Here is a 14,134-nt window from a genome sequence, read left to right on the forward strand (position 1 = left end):
CCTTTTTCAATTTACGGCTTGAAGTACACCTGGGGATGCGCTTAGTTAATGGAAATATGAACAAGATTTCCGACCAAATCATGGAGGGAATGAAAACCGCCATGAAAGCAAAAGACACCGTTACCCTCAATACCCTGCGCGCCCTCAAGACGGCCCTCACGAACACGGCCATCGCCAAGGGAGGCCTGGGAACCCTGCTGGAAGAAGCGGAAGAACTGGCCGTAGTCCGCAAGCAAATCAAGCAGCGTGAGGACTCTGCGGAGCAATTCCGCTCCGCCGGACGCCCGGAACTGGCGGAAAAGGAAGAAGCTGAAATCACCGTGCTCAAACAGTTCATGCCCGCGGAACTCACAGCAGAAGAAACGGCAGCCATTCTGGAAACCGTGATGAAGGAAACGGGAGCCTCTACCAAAAAAGACATGGGGCAGGTCATGAAACTCATGCAGGAACGCACGGCCGGCAGAGTCAACGGCAAGGAGCTGGCCCGCATGGTGTCAGCCAGACTGTCATGAAATGCTGCGCCGCCATTATCGTTGCGGCCGGGTCCTCCCGGCGCGCCGGATTTGACAAGCTGCTGGTCCCCCTGCACGGAGTCAAGGTGCTGGAACGCAGCATCCGCGCCTTTGCCAGCTGCCGGGAAATCACGGAAATCGTAGTCGTCTGCCCGGAAGAACGTTTTCATGCCATTAACGGCGCGGACCTGGAAACGGAAATACCCGTTACCCGTGTGGACGGAGGGGCGGAACGGCATGAATCCGTGCAGAACGGACTGGCAGCCCTGCTTTATACCCCGGAATTCGTGGCCGTGCATGATGGAGCCCGCCCGCTCATTACGGCAGAGCAAATCTCCCGCTGCATTCAAACCGCCAGGGAATATGGGGCGGCAGCTTCCGCACATCCCGTAACGGATACCCTGAAGCGTGCGGACAAAGAACGCTTTACGATTCCGGAACAGGTGGAACGGGACGGCCTGTGGTGCATGGAAACCCCGCAGGTCTTCCAATATCCTCTTCTGCTGGATGCCTATGTGGAAGTCACGGAACGGAATATCCAGGTAACGGATGAAGTCACCGCCCTGCAGCTCATCGGTCATCCTACGCGCCTGGTGCATAATCATGAGCCCAATCCCAAAATCACATGGCCGGAAGACATTTCCCGCGCTGAAATGCTAATGGAACTCAAGCACCTCCGCAATGACTCATGACCAGCTTTCTGTGTAAAAACCCCCGCGTCATTCTCATTCTGGGCACAGGGTATCTGGGAAAAGCCCTGGCGGAAAGTCTGCGGAAAGCGGGACATACGGCCCTGACGGCGGATATTGACCCGCAAAAAGCCATTTACGAAGCCGATGTCGCAGACCGGGCCTCCATGCAGGGGCTGGCCGCCCGCATCCCCTCCCCCCAGATCATCGTCATGTGCGCCAGCACGAGGGGAGGCGGAGAGGAAGCCTACCGCAACCTTTACGCCAATGGAACGCGGAACACGCTGGAAGCCTTTCCCGGAACGCCGGTCATCTTCTGTTCCAGTACCGCCGTCTATGGAATCACGGACGGACGCTGGATTACGGAGGAACACAACGTCTATCCCTCCTCCGGAAAAAACGGGCTTCTTATTCAGGCGGAACAGGCGGTCCTGGCAGCGGGAGGCACGGTCGTCCGGCTGGGAGCCCTGTACGGGCCGGGCCGCTGTGTTCTCGTCTCCCAGTACGTCACGAAGGGGACGGCCCTCCCCGGAGCCATGGACAGATGGCTCAATTACATCCACCGGGACGATGCCGCAGCCGCCCTGCACCTGCTCTGCACCCTGCGGGAACCGCCTGCCGGCATTTACAACCTGACGGACCGCACCCCCATGCAAATGGGAGAAATATACTCCTACCTTTCCAATTTGCTGGGGAAACCCGCTCCGCAGCCTGAACCGCTCCCGGCGGAAGCGCGCCGGGGCTTCTCCAACCAGAGGATTTCCTGCTCCCGCCTTCTGGCCCTGGGCTGGGAACCGCTCTACCCAAGCTTTGCGGACGGTGTGCATAACGTACTGGAGGCGCTGGAAGAGTAAATCTTACCCCCATCTTCTTCCACGCTGGCCGGATCTTTCCAGACGTTCCATGGAAAAGAAGCAGCAAACCTTCTGAAAAAACGGCGGAATTGTTCCCCCAATCCGCAACCCTTCCCCCAAGCCTCTCTCAAACTTTCATGACTTCCTTCCCCTCCCTGAAAAACAGTTATTATATCCGCCGTCTGGCGCCTTTCCTGATTGTATATCTTGTTTATGAACTCATTGAAGTAGCCATCCTGGCCTTTCTTCAGCAAACGGGAATGGACTGGAATGCCTTAACGCTCCTCCGGCTTCTGGGCAACCTGCTCGTGGAAACATGTTCCTCCTTCCTTTACCTTATCATCCCCTATCTTCTCTATCTGGCAGCACTCCCAAAAGCATTCCATGGCGGCAAAACGGACCATGTGCTCACCACGGCTTTTTTTACGCTCTTCTGCCTGTTGAACTGCTGTGAAGAAATGGCGGAAATTCTGACCCGGGAACACTTCTCTTTTTACTCCCGGCAATTCCTGCTATCCCCGGGACAAGCCTGGACTCAAATGGTGGAGGGCGTCCCCATTATTCCCTCGCTACTTTCTGTCCTGACAATTTCCACAGCAACAGTCGTCCTCTTTTCAAAAAAACTCGTACCCTTGCAACCCCCTCCTTCCGCTCCGGTTCGGGCATCCGCCCCCGTCCTTGCATGCGCCATGGCTTTCATCCTCTCATGGGGAAGCAGCGGCCCCCTGCCCGCCTATGGGGGGGAAAATGGGGAAATAGCCAAAGACGGCCTTTTCTCCTTCTTTGGGGATCTGTTTGCTGTTACTACGCTCCCTCATCTGCCTTCCATCTTTGGAATTCCCGTACTCATCACGGGAAGCATCATTCTCCTCTTTCTGCTGGCGGAATATATTCCGGAGCGGTTCATGCCCGCAACCCTCCGCCCGTCCTCTCTGGCGGCCAATCTCTTCCGGCGGATGAAAAAACGTCTCCACCTCCGTTCCGATTTTACACTCTGGCTCCTTTTACTCCTGGCAGCGGTACTTCTCATCCGCCTCATCAGCATGGGAGCCTACCCCCTCATGGACACGACGGAAGCACGCTATGCCGAAATGTCCCGGAAAATGCTGGAAACAAACCAGTGGCTCGTCCCCCAGTTCGACTACGGCATTCCCTTTTGGGGCAAGCCCCCTCTCTCCTTTTGGGCAAGCGCTGTCACCATGAAACTGGGAGGCGTTAACGAATGGAGCGCACGCCTGGCCCCCTTCCTGGCTTCCCTGGCCATGGGCCTTCTGTTCTTCGCATGGCCGTTCCGCTCCCAACCCGGGCAAAAAGCGGCCGCGTGCTTCCTGGTCCTCGCCGCATCAGGCATAGGTTTTGTCGCCTCAGGAGCTGTCATGACGGATGAATTTCTGGCTCTGGGCATCATGCTCTCCATGATCTCCTTCTGGAAATCGGCGGCCCAACCCTCCAAGCAGCCATGGTGGAAATACCTGTTTTTTGTCGGGTTGGCCGTAGGCCTGATGAGCAAGGGGCCTCTTGCCCTCGTCCTTACGGGATTCCCAATAACACTCTGGACCGTATGGAACCGGGAATGGAAAAGCGTCTGGAACGGGCTCCCCTGGATAAAAGGTGCCTTGCTGATGCTGGCGCTGAGCCTTCCCTGGTATCTCCTGGCGGAAAGGGAAACTCCCGGCTTCCTTCATTACTTCATTGTGGGAGAACACTTTCAGCGCTTTACCGTCAAAGGATGGCAGGGAGACCTGTACGGCTCCGGACACGCTTCTCCCCTGGGAACCATCTGGCTCTACGGACTGACCATGTTCCTGCCCTGGTCCCTCCTGCTCCCCCTCCTGCGGATGAAAAAAATTTCTCCGTTATCTGAAAAAGCTACCCTTCCGGGAGAAAATTCCTTCCTGTGGCTTTGGGCGCTCAGCCCCCTGCTCTTCTTCACGCTGGCCCGCAATATCCTTCCAGCCTATGTGCTCCCCGGCATCCCGGCCTGGTGCATCCTGACAGTACAGGGGCTCTGGCAATGGAACAGCCGCCGCCCGGGCACCAAACATCTTATCTTCCTCCCTGCCTCCATATTTGGCATCATGGCCATTTTCCTGCTGGGGCACGGATTCGACCAACTTGAATACCGCTGCCAGAAACAGCTGCTCCAGGCCTGGGACGGGAAATCCCCCCCTGTACTATTGGGACAGTGTTCGCCCCCCCTACTCCGCTCAATTCTACTCATCCGGAAAAGTGCAGCGGCTGGAACCGGGAACGCTGCCTCCAGACAACGGAACAACCTATCTGGCGATGAAACGGACGGACTATCATCAGCACCGTTCCCTCCTGTCCGGATGGAAGCAGGAAGCGAAAGAACGGCTCTGGCTCCTGCTTTCCCTCCCTGCCGGCCCCGGCAGCGGAAAACACGCGCCAATTCCGCCCTCTGAAAATTGAAGGGGAAAATGCACTTCATGAGTCCGGTACATGCCGGAAAAAATCCAGCCAGCGGCCCTGCCTGTCTTTGACTCTCCCCTTTCTTGACTTGCCGGGCGCAAACAGGCAAAATCTTGCGCGCAATGCGTATCATCACAGGTCTTCAACCCAGCGGCAAGCTGCACGTCGGCAACTACTTCGGAGCCATGGAACCGGCTGTCCGCATGCAGGAAAGCGGGGAATCTTTCTACTTCCTGGCGGACTACCACGCCATGAGCACCGTTCACGACGCGAACACGCTGAGGGAAAACTGCAACAGCCTCGCTACGGACTTTCTGGCCGTGGGCCTGGATCCCGAAAAATGCGTCTTTTTCCGCCAGTCCGCCGTGCCGGAAGTCAATGAACTGGCCTGGATACTCAGCACCGTCTGTCCGATGGGCCTGCTGGAACGCTGCCATTCCTACAAAGATAAAATCGCCAAGGGGTTCTCCCCCAGCAACGCCCTGTTCACCTACCCCGTGCTGATGGCGGCCGACATCCTGATGTATGACTCCGACCTGGTGCCCGTAGGCAAGGACCAGAAGCAGCATCTGGAAGTCACACGCGACCTTGCGGGCAAAATGAACGAACAATTTGGAGAAGGCACCTGCAAACTGCCGGATGCGCTCATTGCGGAAAGCACAGCCATTGTGCCGGGGCTGGACGGGCAGAAAATGAGTAAAAGCTATAATAACACGCTCCCTATTTTCGGAGAGGAAAAAGCCGTCCGCAAACTCATTATGAGAATCCCCACGGATTCCACTCCCGTGGAAGATCCCAAACCGACGGAAGGATCCGTCATCCTGCAGCTTTACAAACTCTTTGCCTCCGCGCAGGGTTATGAAGACATGGTGCGCGGCTTCCAGAACGGGGGATGCGGCTATGGAGACTTCAAAAAGCGCCTCTTTGACGCTTACTGGGAATACTTCCGGCCCGCGCGCGAACGCAGGGCGGAACTGGAAGCCAATCAGGACTATGTGCGCCGGACGCTGGAAGAAGGCGCCCGCAAGGCGCGCGAGACGGCATCTGTCGTGCTGGACAGAGTGCGCCGCGCCGTGGGGCTGGCCTGAAACGGAATAAAACGGAACACCCAGGAAAGCCGGGACAGCACACGTTTTTTGGTGGCATGGAAAAGTACGGAATGTTATACAGAAAGATATGAAGAATATTCTGGTAGCTATTGATTTCTCCAACGCCACGGACGCCGTCATCCATCAAATCGGCAAACTGGCCTGCCCCAACGACAGCATCATCCATTTGCTCCACATTGTGGAACCCAGCATTTGCTATGAAGTCTCCGGCGTTCTGCCGGATGAAGTGCCCGTTCCCGTGATGGACCAGACGGAAGAAAACGAAGTCATTTCCATCGCCAAAAACCATTTGAAGCAAACGGCGGAAAAACTCTCCCGGCTGACGGACGCCACGATCATCCAGGCGGTGGAAGATGAATTTGAAATCAGCGAAGCAGTCATCAATTATGCTGAAAAACACCACATTGACATGATCGTGGTGGGCAAGCATAACCACGGCTTCCTCTCCACCGTCTTTCTGGGCAGCGTAGCAAGCTCCGTGATGCGGAAATCCCCCGTGCCCGTTCTGGTAGTGCCCGTCACCAGGGAAGAACAGTAAAAGCCGCCGTCTGCGCCAGCCCCGTTCCAATTCATGATTACCATACTCTTTATAGGCGATGTAGTCGGCGAACCCGGCCGCACCGCCGTGAAACACATGTTGCCGGAACTCAAACGGGAACACGAGGCGGATTTCGTCATCGTCAACGGGGAAAACGCGGCTGCCGGGAGAGGCATCACGCCCCGTTTGGCACAGGAACTGCTGCACGCCGGAGTGGATGTCATCACAACGGGGGATCATGTCTGGGACCAGGCGGAGCTGGCCCCGTGGATGGAATCCGAACCGCGTGTACTGCGCCCCGTCAACTATCCGCAGGGAACACCGGGGCACGGAAGCGTAGTCGTGGAAACTCCCAAAGGGAACATAGCCGTCATGCAGGTGCAGGGGCGCTCATTCATTCAGCCGCCGCTGGAAAACCCCTTTCTCATCTCGGAAGCGGAAGCCAAAAGACTCAGGGAAGAAAAAGGCGTGCAGGTTATCTTTGTGGACATGCACGCGGAAACGACCAGTGAAAAAATCTCCACCGGCTACAATCTGGACGGACTGGTTTCCGCCGTCGTCGGGACACATACCCATGTGCAGACAGCGGATGAAACCATTCTGGAGCACGGCACGGCCTACCTGACGGACGCAGGCATGTGCGGTCCGGCCGTCGGGGTGCTGGGACGGGAACGGGAACCTATTCTCCAGCGTTTCCGCACCTCTATGCCGGCCAAATTCCCCGTAGCGAACTGGCCCGTGCGCCTCTGCGGAGCCGTCGTGCAAATAGATGAAGCCACGGGCAGGGCGCTCAACATCGCCCGCATCAGCAAAATCGTGGAAAAACCGGCCTCCTGACATGCATGCTTCAGCAGCATTCCTCTTCCCGTACCCGGTGACGGCGCCCTGCGGATGTTCCGGACATGGCGGGAGCCTCGTGAAGCGCGGCCAGAATGCGAATCATAAGAAAAACCTGTTTCAGCGGGCACCCTTCATCACACTCGCGGAAGAAAAAGGTTGCCGGCGGTCTGCTCTGCTTTCCTGGAATAACGGAAAATTAGCGCCCTTATTCTCCTTAAGCCCATACTCCGGAACAAATACGTGGTCATGAACTATGAAGCCAGATTCGGCGGCATAGGCCGCCTGTACGGAAACAGCGGACTATCTCTTCTCAGAAGCGCCCGCATAGCCGTCGTCGGCATTGGGGGCGTAGGTTCCTGGGCGGCGGAAGCCCTGGCCCGGTCAGGAATAGGCACCATTATTCTGATGGATATGGACGACCTTTGCGTCACCAACACCAACCGGCAAATACATGCGTTGGCGTCCACAATCGGGCAACCCAAAACGGAAACCATGGCCACACGCCTCCGGGAAATCAACCCGGAAGCGGAAGTCATCCCCATCAACAGTTTTTACACGGCCTCCAACGCGGAAAAACTGTTGTCGGCGGAACCGGATATCATCATTGACGCCATTGACTCCCTGATACCCAAGGCCCACCTCATCGCCTCCTGTTACCGCAGCAGGCAACCGCTGGTGACCTGCGGCGGCGCGGGAGGGCGCATCAATCCCGCCCGGATAGAAATAGACGACCTCTCCCGCACCAAAGGGGATCCCCTGCTCTCCAGCCTGCGCTACAGGCTGAAAAGGGATTATGCCCTCCCCCTTGGAGAAAAAGCCCGTAAACTGAAAATCCCCTGCGTTTTCTCTCAGGAAACGCCCGTGTACCCCACCTGCGACGGAAAAACCTCCTGCACACGTGATCCGGAATTCCAGGGGAAAATGGGTTGTGACTCCGGATTCGGCTCCATCACCCATATCACGGGAACCTTCGGCTTCTTTGCGGCTTCCGCCGCCATTCAAATGCTCTTCAATAAGAAAAAAACACCATCGTCATCATGAACAAACTTCTGCTTTCCCTGCTGGGGGCCGCCCTCCTTCCCGCATTGACCCAGTGCAACACCCTGGAAAAAGACATTGCCGGCATCAACGCCCGCAATGCGGAAATAGCCCGCGAACCCAGGGGAAACTACTTTGTCGGCCGCCGTTACCATGTACCGGCAACGCGTTTCTGGGGATACCTGCGCCAGCCGGGCCAGACTTGGAGAACGGCCCAACTCGTCATTATGGATGAGAGCGCCTGCCGTAACCCGGACCGCCTGCCGGAATACACCGGAAATCCGCGCTACGCCTACGACAATAACTATGAATACAGGGTGTATGGCAAATACACGGGCAAATACGGTTACGAACCCAATTCCAATCTGAGGCTGCCCATCTTCAAACCGACCAGGTTTGAAGTGGCTAACACCAGCCCCGGCTGGCTCTTCAAACCCTCGGAAAAATATGATACCGGAGCCGTTACTCTGCGCCCTGCTATCATGCCCGCGACAACCACCCTCCCGGTCCGGTAAGAACAACCTTTCCGCAAAAACGGGCCACGGAAAGATAAAAAAGAAGAAAAAGCTTGATATTTTCATTTCTCTGCGCTAAAAACTTCCCGCCTTAAGGCCTCCATGCTCAGGTGGCGGAATTGGTAGACGCGCTAGACTAAGGATCTAGTGGTGATAAACCGTAGGGGTTCGAGTCCCCTCCCGAGCACCAATTGATAAACCTCTTAATTCGAAAGAATTAAGAGGTTTTCCTTTACCCGGATTGCAAGGTCTCCAATTTATAGCCATTATCAAAATCAGGCACGAATTCGCAAAATTCGGAACACGTTTGGTAGCCATTGGTAGCCGAAATCGCTCTTCCAAAGCCACATTTACAGTCGCATGTACAACCTTGAATGTTACAGGAGCATTTTTGAGGAGACATTTTACATGACCCCCGTCATTTTTCCGTTTTTGAAGACTTCTTCCGGGAGTGACGGAATTCAAGGCATGACCCTGTCGTGGAAATGTGCTACAAAGAGGCAATGCCCAAACCTTCCGTCATACGATGCGTTCTTGATGAACAACGCAAGGCTCAAAACAGGAAAGCGGTCTACCGTGTTTCCATACCGGCGGAGTTGTCGGAAACAGGCAAGAGGCAGAATCGTTATTTTACGACACAACGGGAAGGAAACGCTTTTGCCGCTCAGTTGCGAACGAGAAGGAATGCGGAAGGAAGCAGCGTATTCCAGGTTTCTGCGGCAGAGGCTCAGTTGTTCCGGGAGGCGCAGGACATTCTGGAGCCTTATGGCGTGGATGTTTTCGGTTTTGTGAAAGGAATTGCCCCGGTGCTGGAACTGGTGCAGGAAGTTTCGGAAATCGGACGGCTTGTCCGGATGGGGCTGGAGCAGGAAAAGAGAGACAGCAAATCCATCCCTTTTTGTGACGCAGTATCAAGGCTGCTGGAAGTGAAACAAGACGTTCAGAAGCGTCGGGAAAGTACACTTGCACAGATCCGCTACATAACCGGACGCATCGGCAAATGCTGCCCGGATTTCGCTGTGACATTGCTCTCTCAGCTCACGACGGAAGATTGCCGACAGATGATCTCCCAAACCTTCAAACCTGATAAGCAGAAGAATGATGCACGGAAAATCCTCAGCAGTATCTTCAACTTTGGTATCAAGAGGAAATGGTGCCGTGACAATCCGGCTCAAGCCCTTGACATTATTTCCATTCAGGAGCATGAAATCCATCCCTTGATTCCGGAAGAAATACAGGCCTTGTTTATGGCGTGCCGCCCACCATTGCCGGAAGAGAAGGCTCAGCCCAAAACGAGAAAGAAAACCGTAGAAGGAGCAAGATTGGATTTGACCTGTTGCCTGGCTCCGCTCGCGATCATGACGTTTGCCGGAATTCGCCCGCAGGAAGTAACCCGGCTGACTTGGAATGACATCTTTTTGGACACTCCGTCAAAAGTCATCAAAGTACGCAGTATGGCCTCAAAAACGGGAGGGACACGTCAAGTAAGTATATGTGCGGCATTAGAGGCTTGGTTGCGCATAGCTCCTCGTCAGGAGGATAACTCCATATGTCCGCCCCAGTGGCCCGTCCGATGGGCAGGGCTTCGTTATAGAGCGGGATGGGATGCCAATGGGAAACGATGGCCCAATGACGCTTTGCGCCACACCTTCGCCAGCTACCATGTCCTTACTCATCGAGACATTCCCCGGCTTCAATTGGAAATGGGACACTCCAGCTCTACCCAGATCATGCACCGTTACATGAATCTGTCTGGGGTGGATCAAGAGATGGCGGAGCGTTTTTGGAACATCGTTCCCGAAGAAGATTTCTACGCTGACCGGAATGCATAACACTTCCTACTGATTCATAAGTCCTGGGATATCTTCTTCTCTTCTCACTTATTTTTAGTTTGTTTGTGGGAGGGAAGAAAAATAGACGCCATGAAAGCGTCAAATTCGGCAACATGATACTTCTGCACTCCGCCATGCGGACGAATCATCCTGACATGACCTGAACTCACGGCTTCTGCCAGTAATCTGCAAATGGTCGATTTACTCGTATCGTAACGCTTGGCAAGAGTTGCCTGGCTTGCCCAGACGACAGAACCGGATTCAACAGCCTGCCGGGCAAGAAGAACCTCCAGACATTCCCGAATGCCCCTTAGCTCTGTAATGACGTCCTCAGCAGAGACGAAAGTACCTTCTATGATTTTCATATTCGATTTTATTTTAGGACAAAGATGCAGGTAGGATAAGAAAATATGGCATTTCTTATTATTTGCACCCTCTGCTCCCTCACCTCTTTTCCCCACCCACTCACGGGTAAAGATGACAAAAACCCGTCAACTCTTTGTTTTCTTTTAACACAGCAATCTTGGTACTGGAAGGCCAGCGTTATTAAATGGTGTTGTCTTTCATGATAGGAGATCAACCTCTTCAGTCATTGCCGGGCTAGTATTCATTATTTCTGTTTTTCTTACGGATCTATGAAATTGCTATCTGTGACCGCATAAGATCATTTTCAGGAACATGCCGATATTCATAGATATCCCGATCTGCCCGGTTTGCAAAGCAATGCCAGACAATGGCGCCGGTCATTAAGAGGATGAACAAAAGAAAGAAGGCAAGCGCCTTATTCCTTCTCGAAAGGACGGGCTTATCATGAACATGGGGAATTGATGGGCCGCACTCCTGCTCGATGCACCTGATAAGTTCATCATGATAGTGTGCGGCAGTTTCTCCGAGACAAATGTCCGGCACTTCCTTGTTTTTATGATCCTCCTCTTTAGTAATGGATGGTCTGTTTTTCATTGTTGTTTTCCTTGTTGGTGACATGCGTTCCCCTGGCAGGAACATACGGCATGGCGTGAAAAGGGTTATCAGAGACAGCCCCTGCCGTGAATGATGAGCTTGACCAGCCATTGCCCTCTTTTGGGGAAGGAACTTGAAAGATGGATAATAACTGTTGCTCAATTGCCACACTTGAAGAATATCCTCGCTACAGGAATACAGCATTCCCGGCCTGTTGGCAAAAACAGCACCGGCGCATAACGAGGACACAGTATATCGGCACATGATACTAAAGGTCTATTTTATGTTCCCTGGCTTGCCTGACCTGGATTAATCCTGCATTGAGGAGTAAAAAGACCATACTCCAGCAGATGACGGCACATATCCCCCATTTTGCATAATGCAATAATTCCGACTTATCCAACAAAGGACTGTTCCAAAACATGTGAAGCCCTATCGGGATAACGGCAATTCGCCAAAAAGAGGGTTGAAGAATGGAGGGAATGTTGTTCTGCCGTTGTTTCTTCATCGCAAGCCAGAATGCCCCGGCCATGATTGCCGACCAGGAAACATGACCAAAGGGAGCAGGAATTCCTCTCATTACCGCTATACCCAATGGATCCGAACCTGGGCCGATAGAATCCACGATATAACCCGCTGTTTCAAAACCAGCGAAACCGGCGCCTACAGCGGCACCACACAACATGCCGTTTAAAATTTGCCCATTCAGAAAGAATTTTCGGGCAAAGAAAACGGCAACAACAAGTTTTGCGACTTCTTCAATGGGACCAGCCCAGTAAGCGGCCCTGGGATTACCGGAAAGCTCGTGCAAAATCATTGTAACAATCAAAGACAAAATCCCTCCACCTAGCACCAGGACGATAATCGAATACCACGAGATGTTCCTTCTGACATTAAATTCCGCAAACAGGACAAGAATGGAAAAGGGCACAGCAAAACTTATGAAAAACAACAGACCCAAAATAGCGGCACCAGAAACTACAGGAGCGTTATTAAATGCCTCAAGCATGAGTGCCCACCCGATGCACATCAACAGGGAAAGCGCGAGAATGCGGGTGAAGAGCCATGGCGAAGGCCAATCCGTAGATATTTCTTCCAGCGCCGGGGTAGATTTCGACCCGCCTGACGTAAAAAAATCTATCCTTTCCTGCGCCGTCCTGCGGCGGAATACCCCTTTGAATATGCTTTTCAAACTGAATCTTTCTATGGGAGAAAGGCCGGTCAGAGATGATAGCATTCCAAAAACCCCCACCCAGAAGGAGCTTTCCTCCTGATAGACGCTGATAAATTCCCCCACTCTTACCCACTCGGCCATTCCCTCTTTCCACAGGAACGCCTCAGGAGAAAGCTGTCCGGTCGCGTACCAGTTGCTTATTTCCTTGAATGTATAGGGTCCCTTGCGGCTTTCTCCGCCCGATGAAAGAAAATAAGACGCATCCTCCTTCCCCGGTCTGGAAGCGTCTGATGTACCCGCCTGTTGTGAATGCGGGTCGTCCTTCTTTTTTTGAACTTCGCGAAGAGGAAGCCATGCCGGCATTCCTTCCGTCCATACCAGATCATCTCCGCTGATTCTTCGGGAAGCATACAGTTTATCTATCTTCTCCCATGGAAACGGCCCCATTTGAGTTCCGTCCGGCAGTTTGATCAAATAAGATTTCATCTTGCCTCTTCTTGTTGTGAATATTTCTTTTTCCTTTCTTGAGGACGTGGAAATGACTGAATAATTCTTTCCGTGTACCAGAACACCGCGATCGGCCATGGGATCCAAAGCCAGGAAAAAAGATCAGAAAATGCTCTAAATTCAGGGAGGGCTCCAGTAATGATACTGCCTCCAAAGGTGAGTTGTGAAAGCAGCACGAAGGCAAACATCGGCCATGCTTTCAGCCGGAGGCTGGTTTGCCGGGAGGCCCGGGCAAGCCAGGAGGCGTTGTCGGCTAATCCGACAAAGCAGACATACATCCAGTATAAATTAAATACAGGAACGAACAACAGCCCCACAGCCTGCCCCGCTGAGGGGACGCGACGACCATACCGGGCAATGGGCTGTATGCATTTCCACGCCCTCCATGTATTGATCAGCAATGCAATCTGAGTATACAAAAAGAATAATATTCCTATACCTATAACCGTTAGGCTAACCCGGGCATTACCTGCATAGGTTGCTGATGCCACTATAATCAGCAACGGGGACAAAAGATACAGTATGGTCATTGTCCAGAACGCTCTCATGTCATACCTCTGCCCAGAGGGAGTACTTCTTTCATCCTGCAACGGAGGATTGCCGTATGAAGCGGTTTCTTCTAATGGAGGCGATGTCTTGGGCACAGGAGGAATTTCCAGCATTAAATGAGAATTCTCGTCATCTTCGCTTGAGCAAGAAGAACGGGAGCCTTCCCTCCTTCCTCCTGTGATTTCAGGAGAAGCAGTCTGTTGAACATTTTTCCCGATTAACGTTTCAAGCGCTTCCCATGAGGATGCGCCCATCTTGCAGCAAAGAAGAGATCCGGCCAAGCGGCCGTTGCGATACAGGGCTTTCATTTGTTCTTTGGTGTAAGGGCCTTCAGTTTCTCCATCCGGCAGCGCAATCAGATAGGAGGATTCATCAGCCTCCTTCCGGGGATTGCCCTCCAAAACTTTTGCCGCAATGTCTGAATATGAGCCCCATTCAGAAGACTGAGTTTCACGAATACGGGTATCAGACCGTATGGAGCCTTCTTCATGGAGAACTTGAAGCACATGCTCGGAATAGGGGCCTTGCAGATTCCCGGAATCGTCGCAAATAAAATATTTTTTCATCTTTGATTTGAAAATTGAGTT

General features: G+C 53.4%; 14 protein-coding genes and 1 tRNA gene. 11 read left to right on the plus strand and 4 right to left on the minus strand.

Going from position 1 to position 14,134, the window contains the following annotated elements; translation table 11 throughout:
• Positions 1-56 precede the first annotated feature (56 nt).
• From CI070_RS07005 to CI070_RS07060, 11 genes are all read left to right on the plus strand, one after another.
• Positions 57-512, plus strand: coding sequence for a GatB/YqeY domain-containing protein (locus tag CI070_RS07005; RefSeq protein WP_256943536.1), 456 nt, complete (start codon positions 57-59; stop codon positions 510-512).
• The gene (gene ispD, locus CI070_RS07010; protein ID WP_094136040.1) at positions 509-1,204 is read left to right on the plus strand and encodes a 2-C-methyl-D-erythritol 4-phosphate cytidylyltransferase; all 696 of its coding nucleotides are present in this window, start codon (positions 509-511) and stop codon (positions 1,202-1,204) included. Before CI070_RS07005 ends, ispD begins: the two co-directional genes overlap by 4 nt.
• Positions 1,201-2,055: an NAD-dependent epimerase/dehydratase family protein gene (locus CI070_RS07015; protein WP_094136041.1), complete on the plus strand. Its 855-nt coding sequence runs from the start codon at positions 1,201-1,203 to the stop codon at positions 2,053-2,055. Before ispD ends, CI070_RS07015 begins: the two co-directional genes overlap by 4 nt.
• Before the next feature lie 137 nt (positions 2,056-2,192).
• Positions 2,193-4,478 (plus strand): ArnT family glycosyltransferase, encoded by a 2,286-nt coding sequence (locus CI070_RS07020; RefSeq protein ID WP_094136042.1) that lies wholly within the window; start codon positions 2,193-2,195, stop codon positions 4,476-4,478.
• A 129-nt stretch (positions 4,479-4,607) separates the two neighbouring features.
• Positions 4,608-5,573: a tryptophan--tRNA ligase gene (gene trpS, locus CI070_RS07025; protein ID WP_094136043.1), complete on the plus strand. Its 966-nt coding sequence runs from the start codon at positions 4,608-4,610 to the stop codon at positions 5,571-5,573.
• 88 nt (positions 5,574-5,661) lie between these two features.
• Positions 5,662-6,132 carry a universal stress protein gene (locus tag CI070_RS07030; protein WP_012419131.1) on the plus strand — a complete coding sequence of 157 codons (471 nt, stop codon included), beginning with the start codon at positions 5,662-5,664 and terminating at the stop codon, positions 6,130-6,132.
• A gap of 33 nt (positions 6,133-6,165) precedes the next feature.
• On the plus strand, positions 6,166-6,969 hold the full coding sequence (locus CI070_RS07035; protein WP_094136044.1) for a TIGR00282 family metallophosphoesterase: 804 nt from the start codon (positions 6,166-6,168) through the stop codon (positions 6,967-6,969).
• A 249-nt stretch (positions 6,970-7,218) separates the two neighbouring features.
• Entirely contained in the window at positions 7,219-8,013 is a 795-nt protein-coding gene (gene tcdA / locus CI070_RS07045; RefSeq protein WP_094136046.1) for a tRNA cyclic N6-threonylcarbamoyladenosine(37) synthase TcdA, read from the plus strand.
• The gene (locus tag CI070_RS07050; RefSeq protein WP_094136047.1) at positions 8,010-8,525 is read left to right on the plus strand and encodes a hypothetical protein; all 516 of its coding nucleotides are present in this window, start codon (positions 8,010-8,012) and stop codon (positions 8,523-8,525) included. The genes tcdA and CI070_RS07050 overlap by 4 nt, the downstream gene beginning before the upstream one ends.
• Before the next feature lie 104 nt (positions 8,526-8,629).
• A tRNA-Leu gene (locus tag CI070_RS07055) sits at positions 8,630-8,715 on the plus strand.
• 295 nt (positions 8,716-9,010) lie between these two features.
• Positions 9,011-10,357: a tyrosine-type recombinase/integrase gene (locus CI070_RS07060; RefSeq protein ID WP_094136048.1), complete on the plus strand. Its 1,347-nt coding sequence runs from the start codon at positions 9,011-9,013 to the stop codon at positions 10,355-10,357.
• Positions 10,358-10,401: 44 nt separating this feature from the next.
• Here the strand turns inward: CI070_RS07060 and CI070_RS07065 are convergent, their stop codons facing one another.
• The 4 genes from CI070_RS07065 to CI070_RS13105 all read right to left on the minus strand — a co-directional run bounded on the left by CI070_RS07065 (position 10,402) and on the right by CI070_RS13105 (position 14,113).
• The gene (locus CI070_RS07065) at positions 10,402-10,722 is read right to left on the minus strand and encodes a helix-turn-helix domain-containing protein (protein WP_094136049.1); all 321 of its coding nucleotides are present in this window, start codon (positions 10,720-10,722) and stop codon (positions 10,402-10,404) included.
• Between the two features lie 268 nt (positions 10,723-10,990).
• Positions 10,991-11,317: a hypothetical protein gene (locus CI070_RS13940; RefSeq protein WP_094136050.1), complete on the minus strand. Its 327-nt coding sequence runs from the start codon at positions 11,315-11,317 to the stop codon at positions 10,991-10,993.
• A 268-nt stretch (positions 11,318-11,585) separates the two neighbouring features.
• Positions 11,586-13,076, minus strand: a complete 1,491-nt coding sequence (locus CI070_RS07075) for a GYF domain-containing protein (protein WP_143245569.1) — start codon at positions 13,074-13,076, stop codon at positions 11,586-11,588.
• Entirely contained in the window at positions 12,974-14,113 is a 1,140-nt protein-coding gene (locus CI070_RS13105; protein WP_143245570.1) for a DUF4339 domain-containing protein, read from the minus strand. Before CI070_RS13105 ends, CI070_RS07075 begins: the two co-directional genes overlap by 103 nt.
• Positions 14,114-14,134: the final 21 nt, after the last annotated feature.

The organism is Akkermansia muciniphila, from assembly GCF_900184965.1.
GTDB lineage: Bacteria > Verrucomicrobiota > Verrucomicrobiia > Verrucomicrobiales > Akkermansiaceae > Akkermansia > Akkermansia muciniphila_A.

Excerpts from the sequence above, each read along its gene's own strand:
- CI070_RS07005 (WP_256943536.1), top strand. The coding sequence starts at position 57 with ATGAACAAGATTTCCGACCAAATCATGGAGGGAATGAAAACCGCCATG.
- ispD (WP_094136040.1), top strand. The coding sequence starts at position 509 with ATGAAATGCTGCGCCGCCATTATCGTTGCGGCCGGGTCCTCCCGGCGC.
- CI070_RS07015 (WP_094136041.1), top strand. The coding sequence starts at position 1,201 with ATGACCAGCTTTCTGTGTAAAAACCCCCGCGTCATTCTCATTCTGGGC.
- CI070_RS07020 (WP_094136042.1), top strand. The coding sequence starts at position 2,193 with ATGACTTCCTTCCCCTCCCTGAAAAACAGTTATTATATCCGCCGTCTG.
- trpS (WP_094136043.1), top strand. The coding sequence starts at position 4,608 with ATGCGTATCATCACAGGTCTTCAACCCAGCGGCAAGCTGCACGTCGGC.
- CI070_RS07030 (WP_012419131.1), top strand. The coding sequence starts at position 5,662 with ATGAAGAATATTCTGGTAGCTATTGATTTCTCCAACGCCACGGACGCC.
- CI070_RS07035 (WP_094136044.1), top strand. The coding sequence starts at position 6,166 with ATGATTACCATACTCTTTATAGGCGATGTAGTCGGCGAACCCGGCCGC.
- tcdA (WP_094136046.1), top strand. The coding sequence starts at position 7,219 with ATGAACTATGAAGCCAGATTCGGCGGCATAGGCCGCCTGTACGGAAAC.
- CI070_RS07050 (WP_094136047.1), top strand. The coding sequence starts at position 8,010 with ATGAACAAACTTCTGCTTTCCCTGCTGGGGGCCGCCCTCCTTCCCGCA.
- CI070_RS07060 (WP_094136048.1), top strand. The coding sequence starts at position 9,011 with ATGTGCTACAAAGAGGCAATGCCCAAACCTTCCGTCATACGATGCGTT.
- CI070_RS07065 (WP_094136049.1), bottom strand. The coding sequence starts at position 10,722 with ATGAAAATCATAGAAGGTACTTTCGTCTCTGCTGAGGACGTCATTACA.
- CI070_RS13940 (WP_094136050.1), bottom strand. The coding sequence starts at position 11,317 with ATGAAAAACAGACCATCCATTACTAAAGAGGAGGATCATAAAAACAAG.
- CI070_RS07075 (WP_143245569.1), bottom strand. The coding sequence starts at position 13,076 with ATGGCCGATCGCGGTGTTCTGGTACACGGAAAGAATTATTCAGTCATT.
- CI070_RS13105 (WP_143245570.1), bottom strand. The coding sequence starts at position 14,113 with ATGAAAAAATATTTTATTTGCGACGATTCCGGGAATCTGCAAGGCCCC.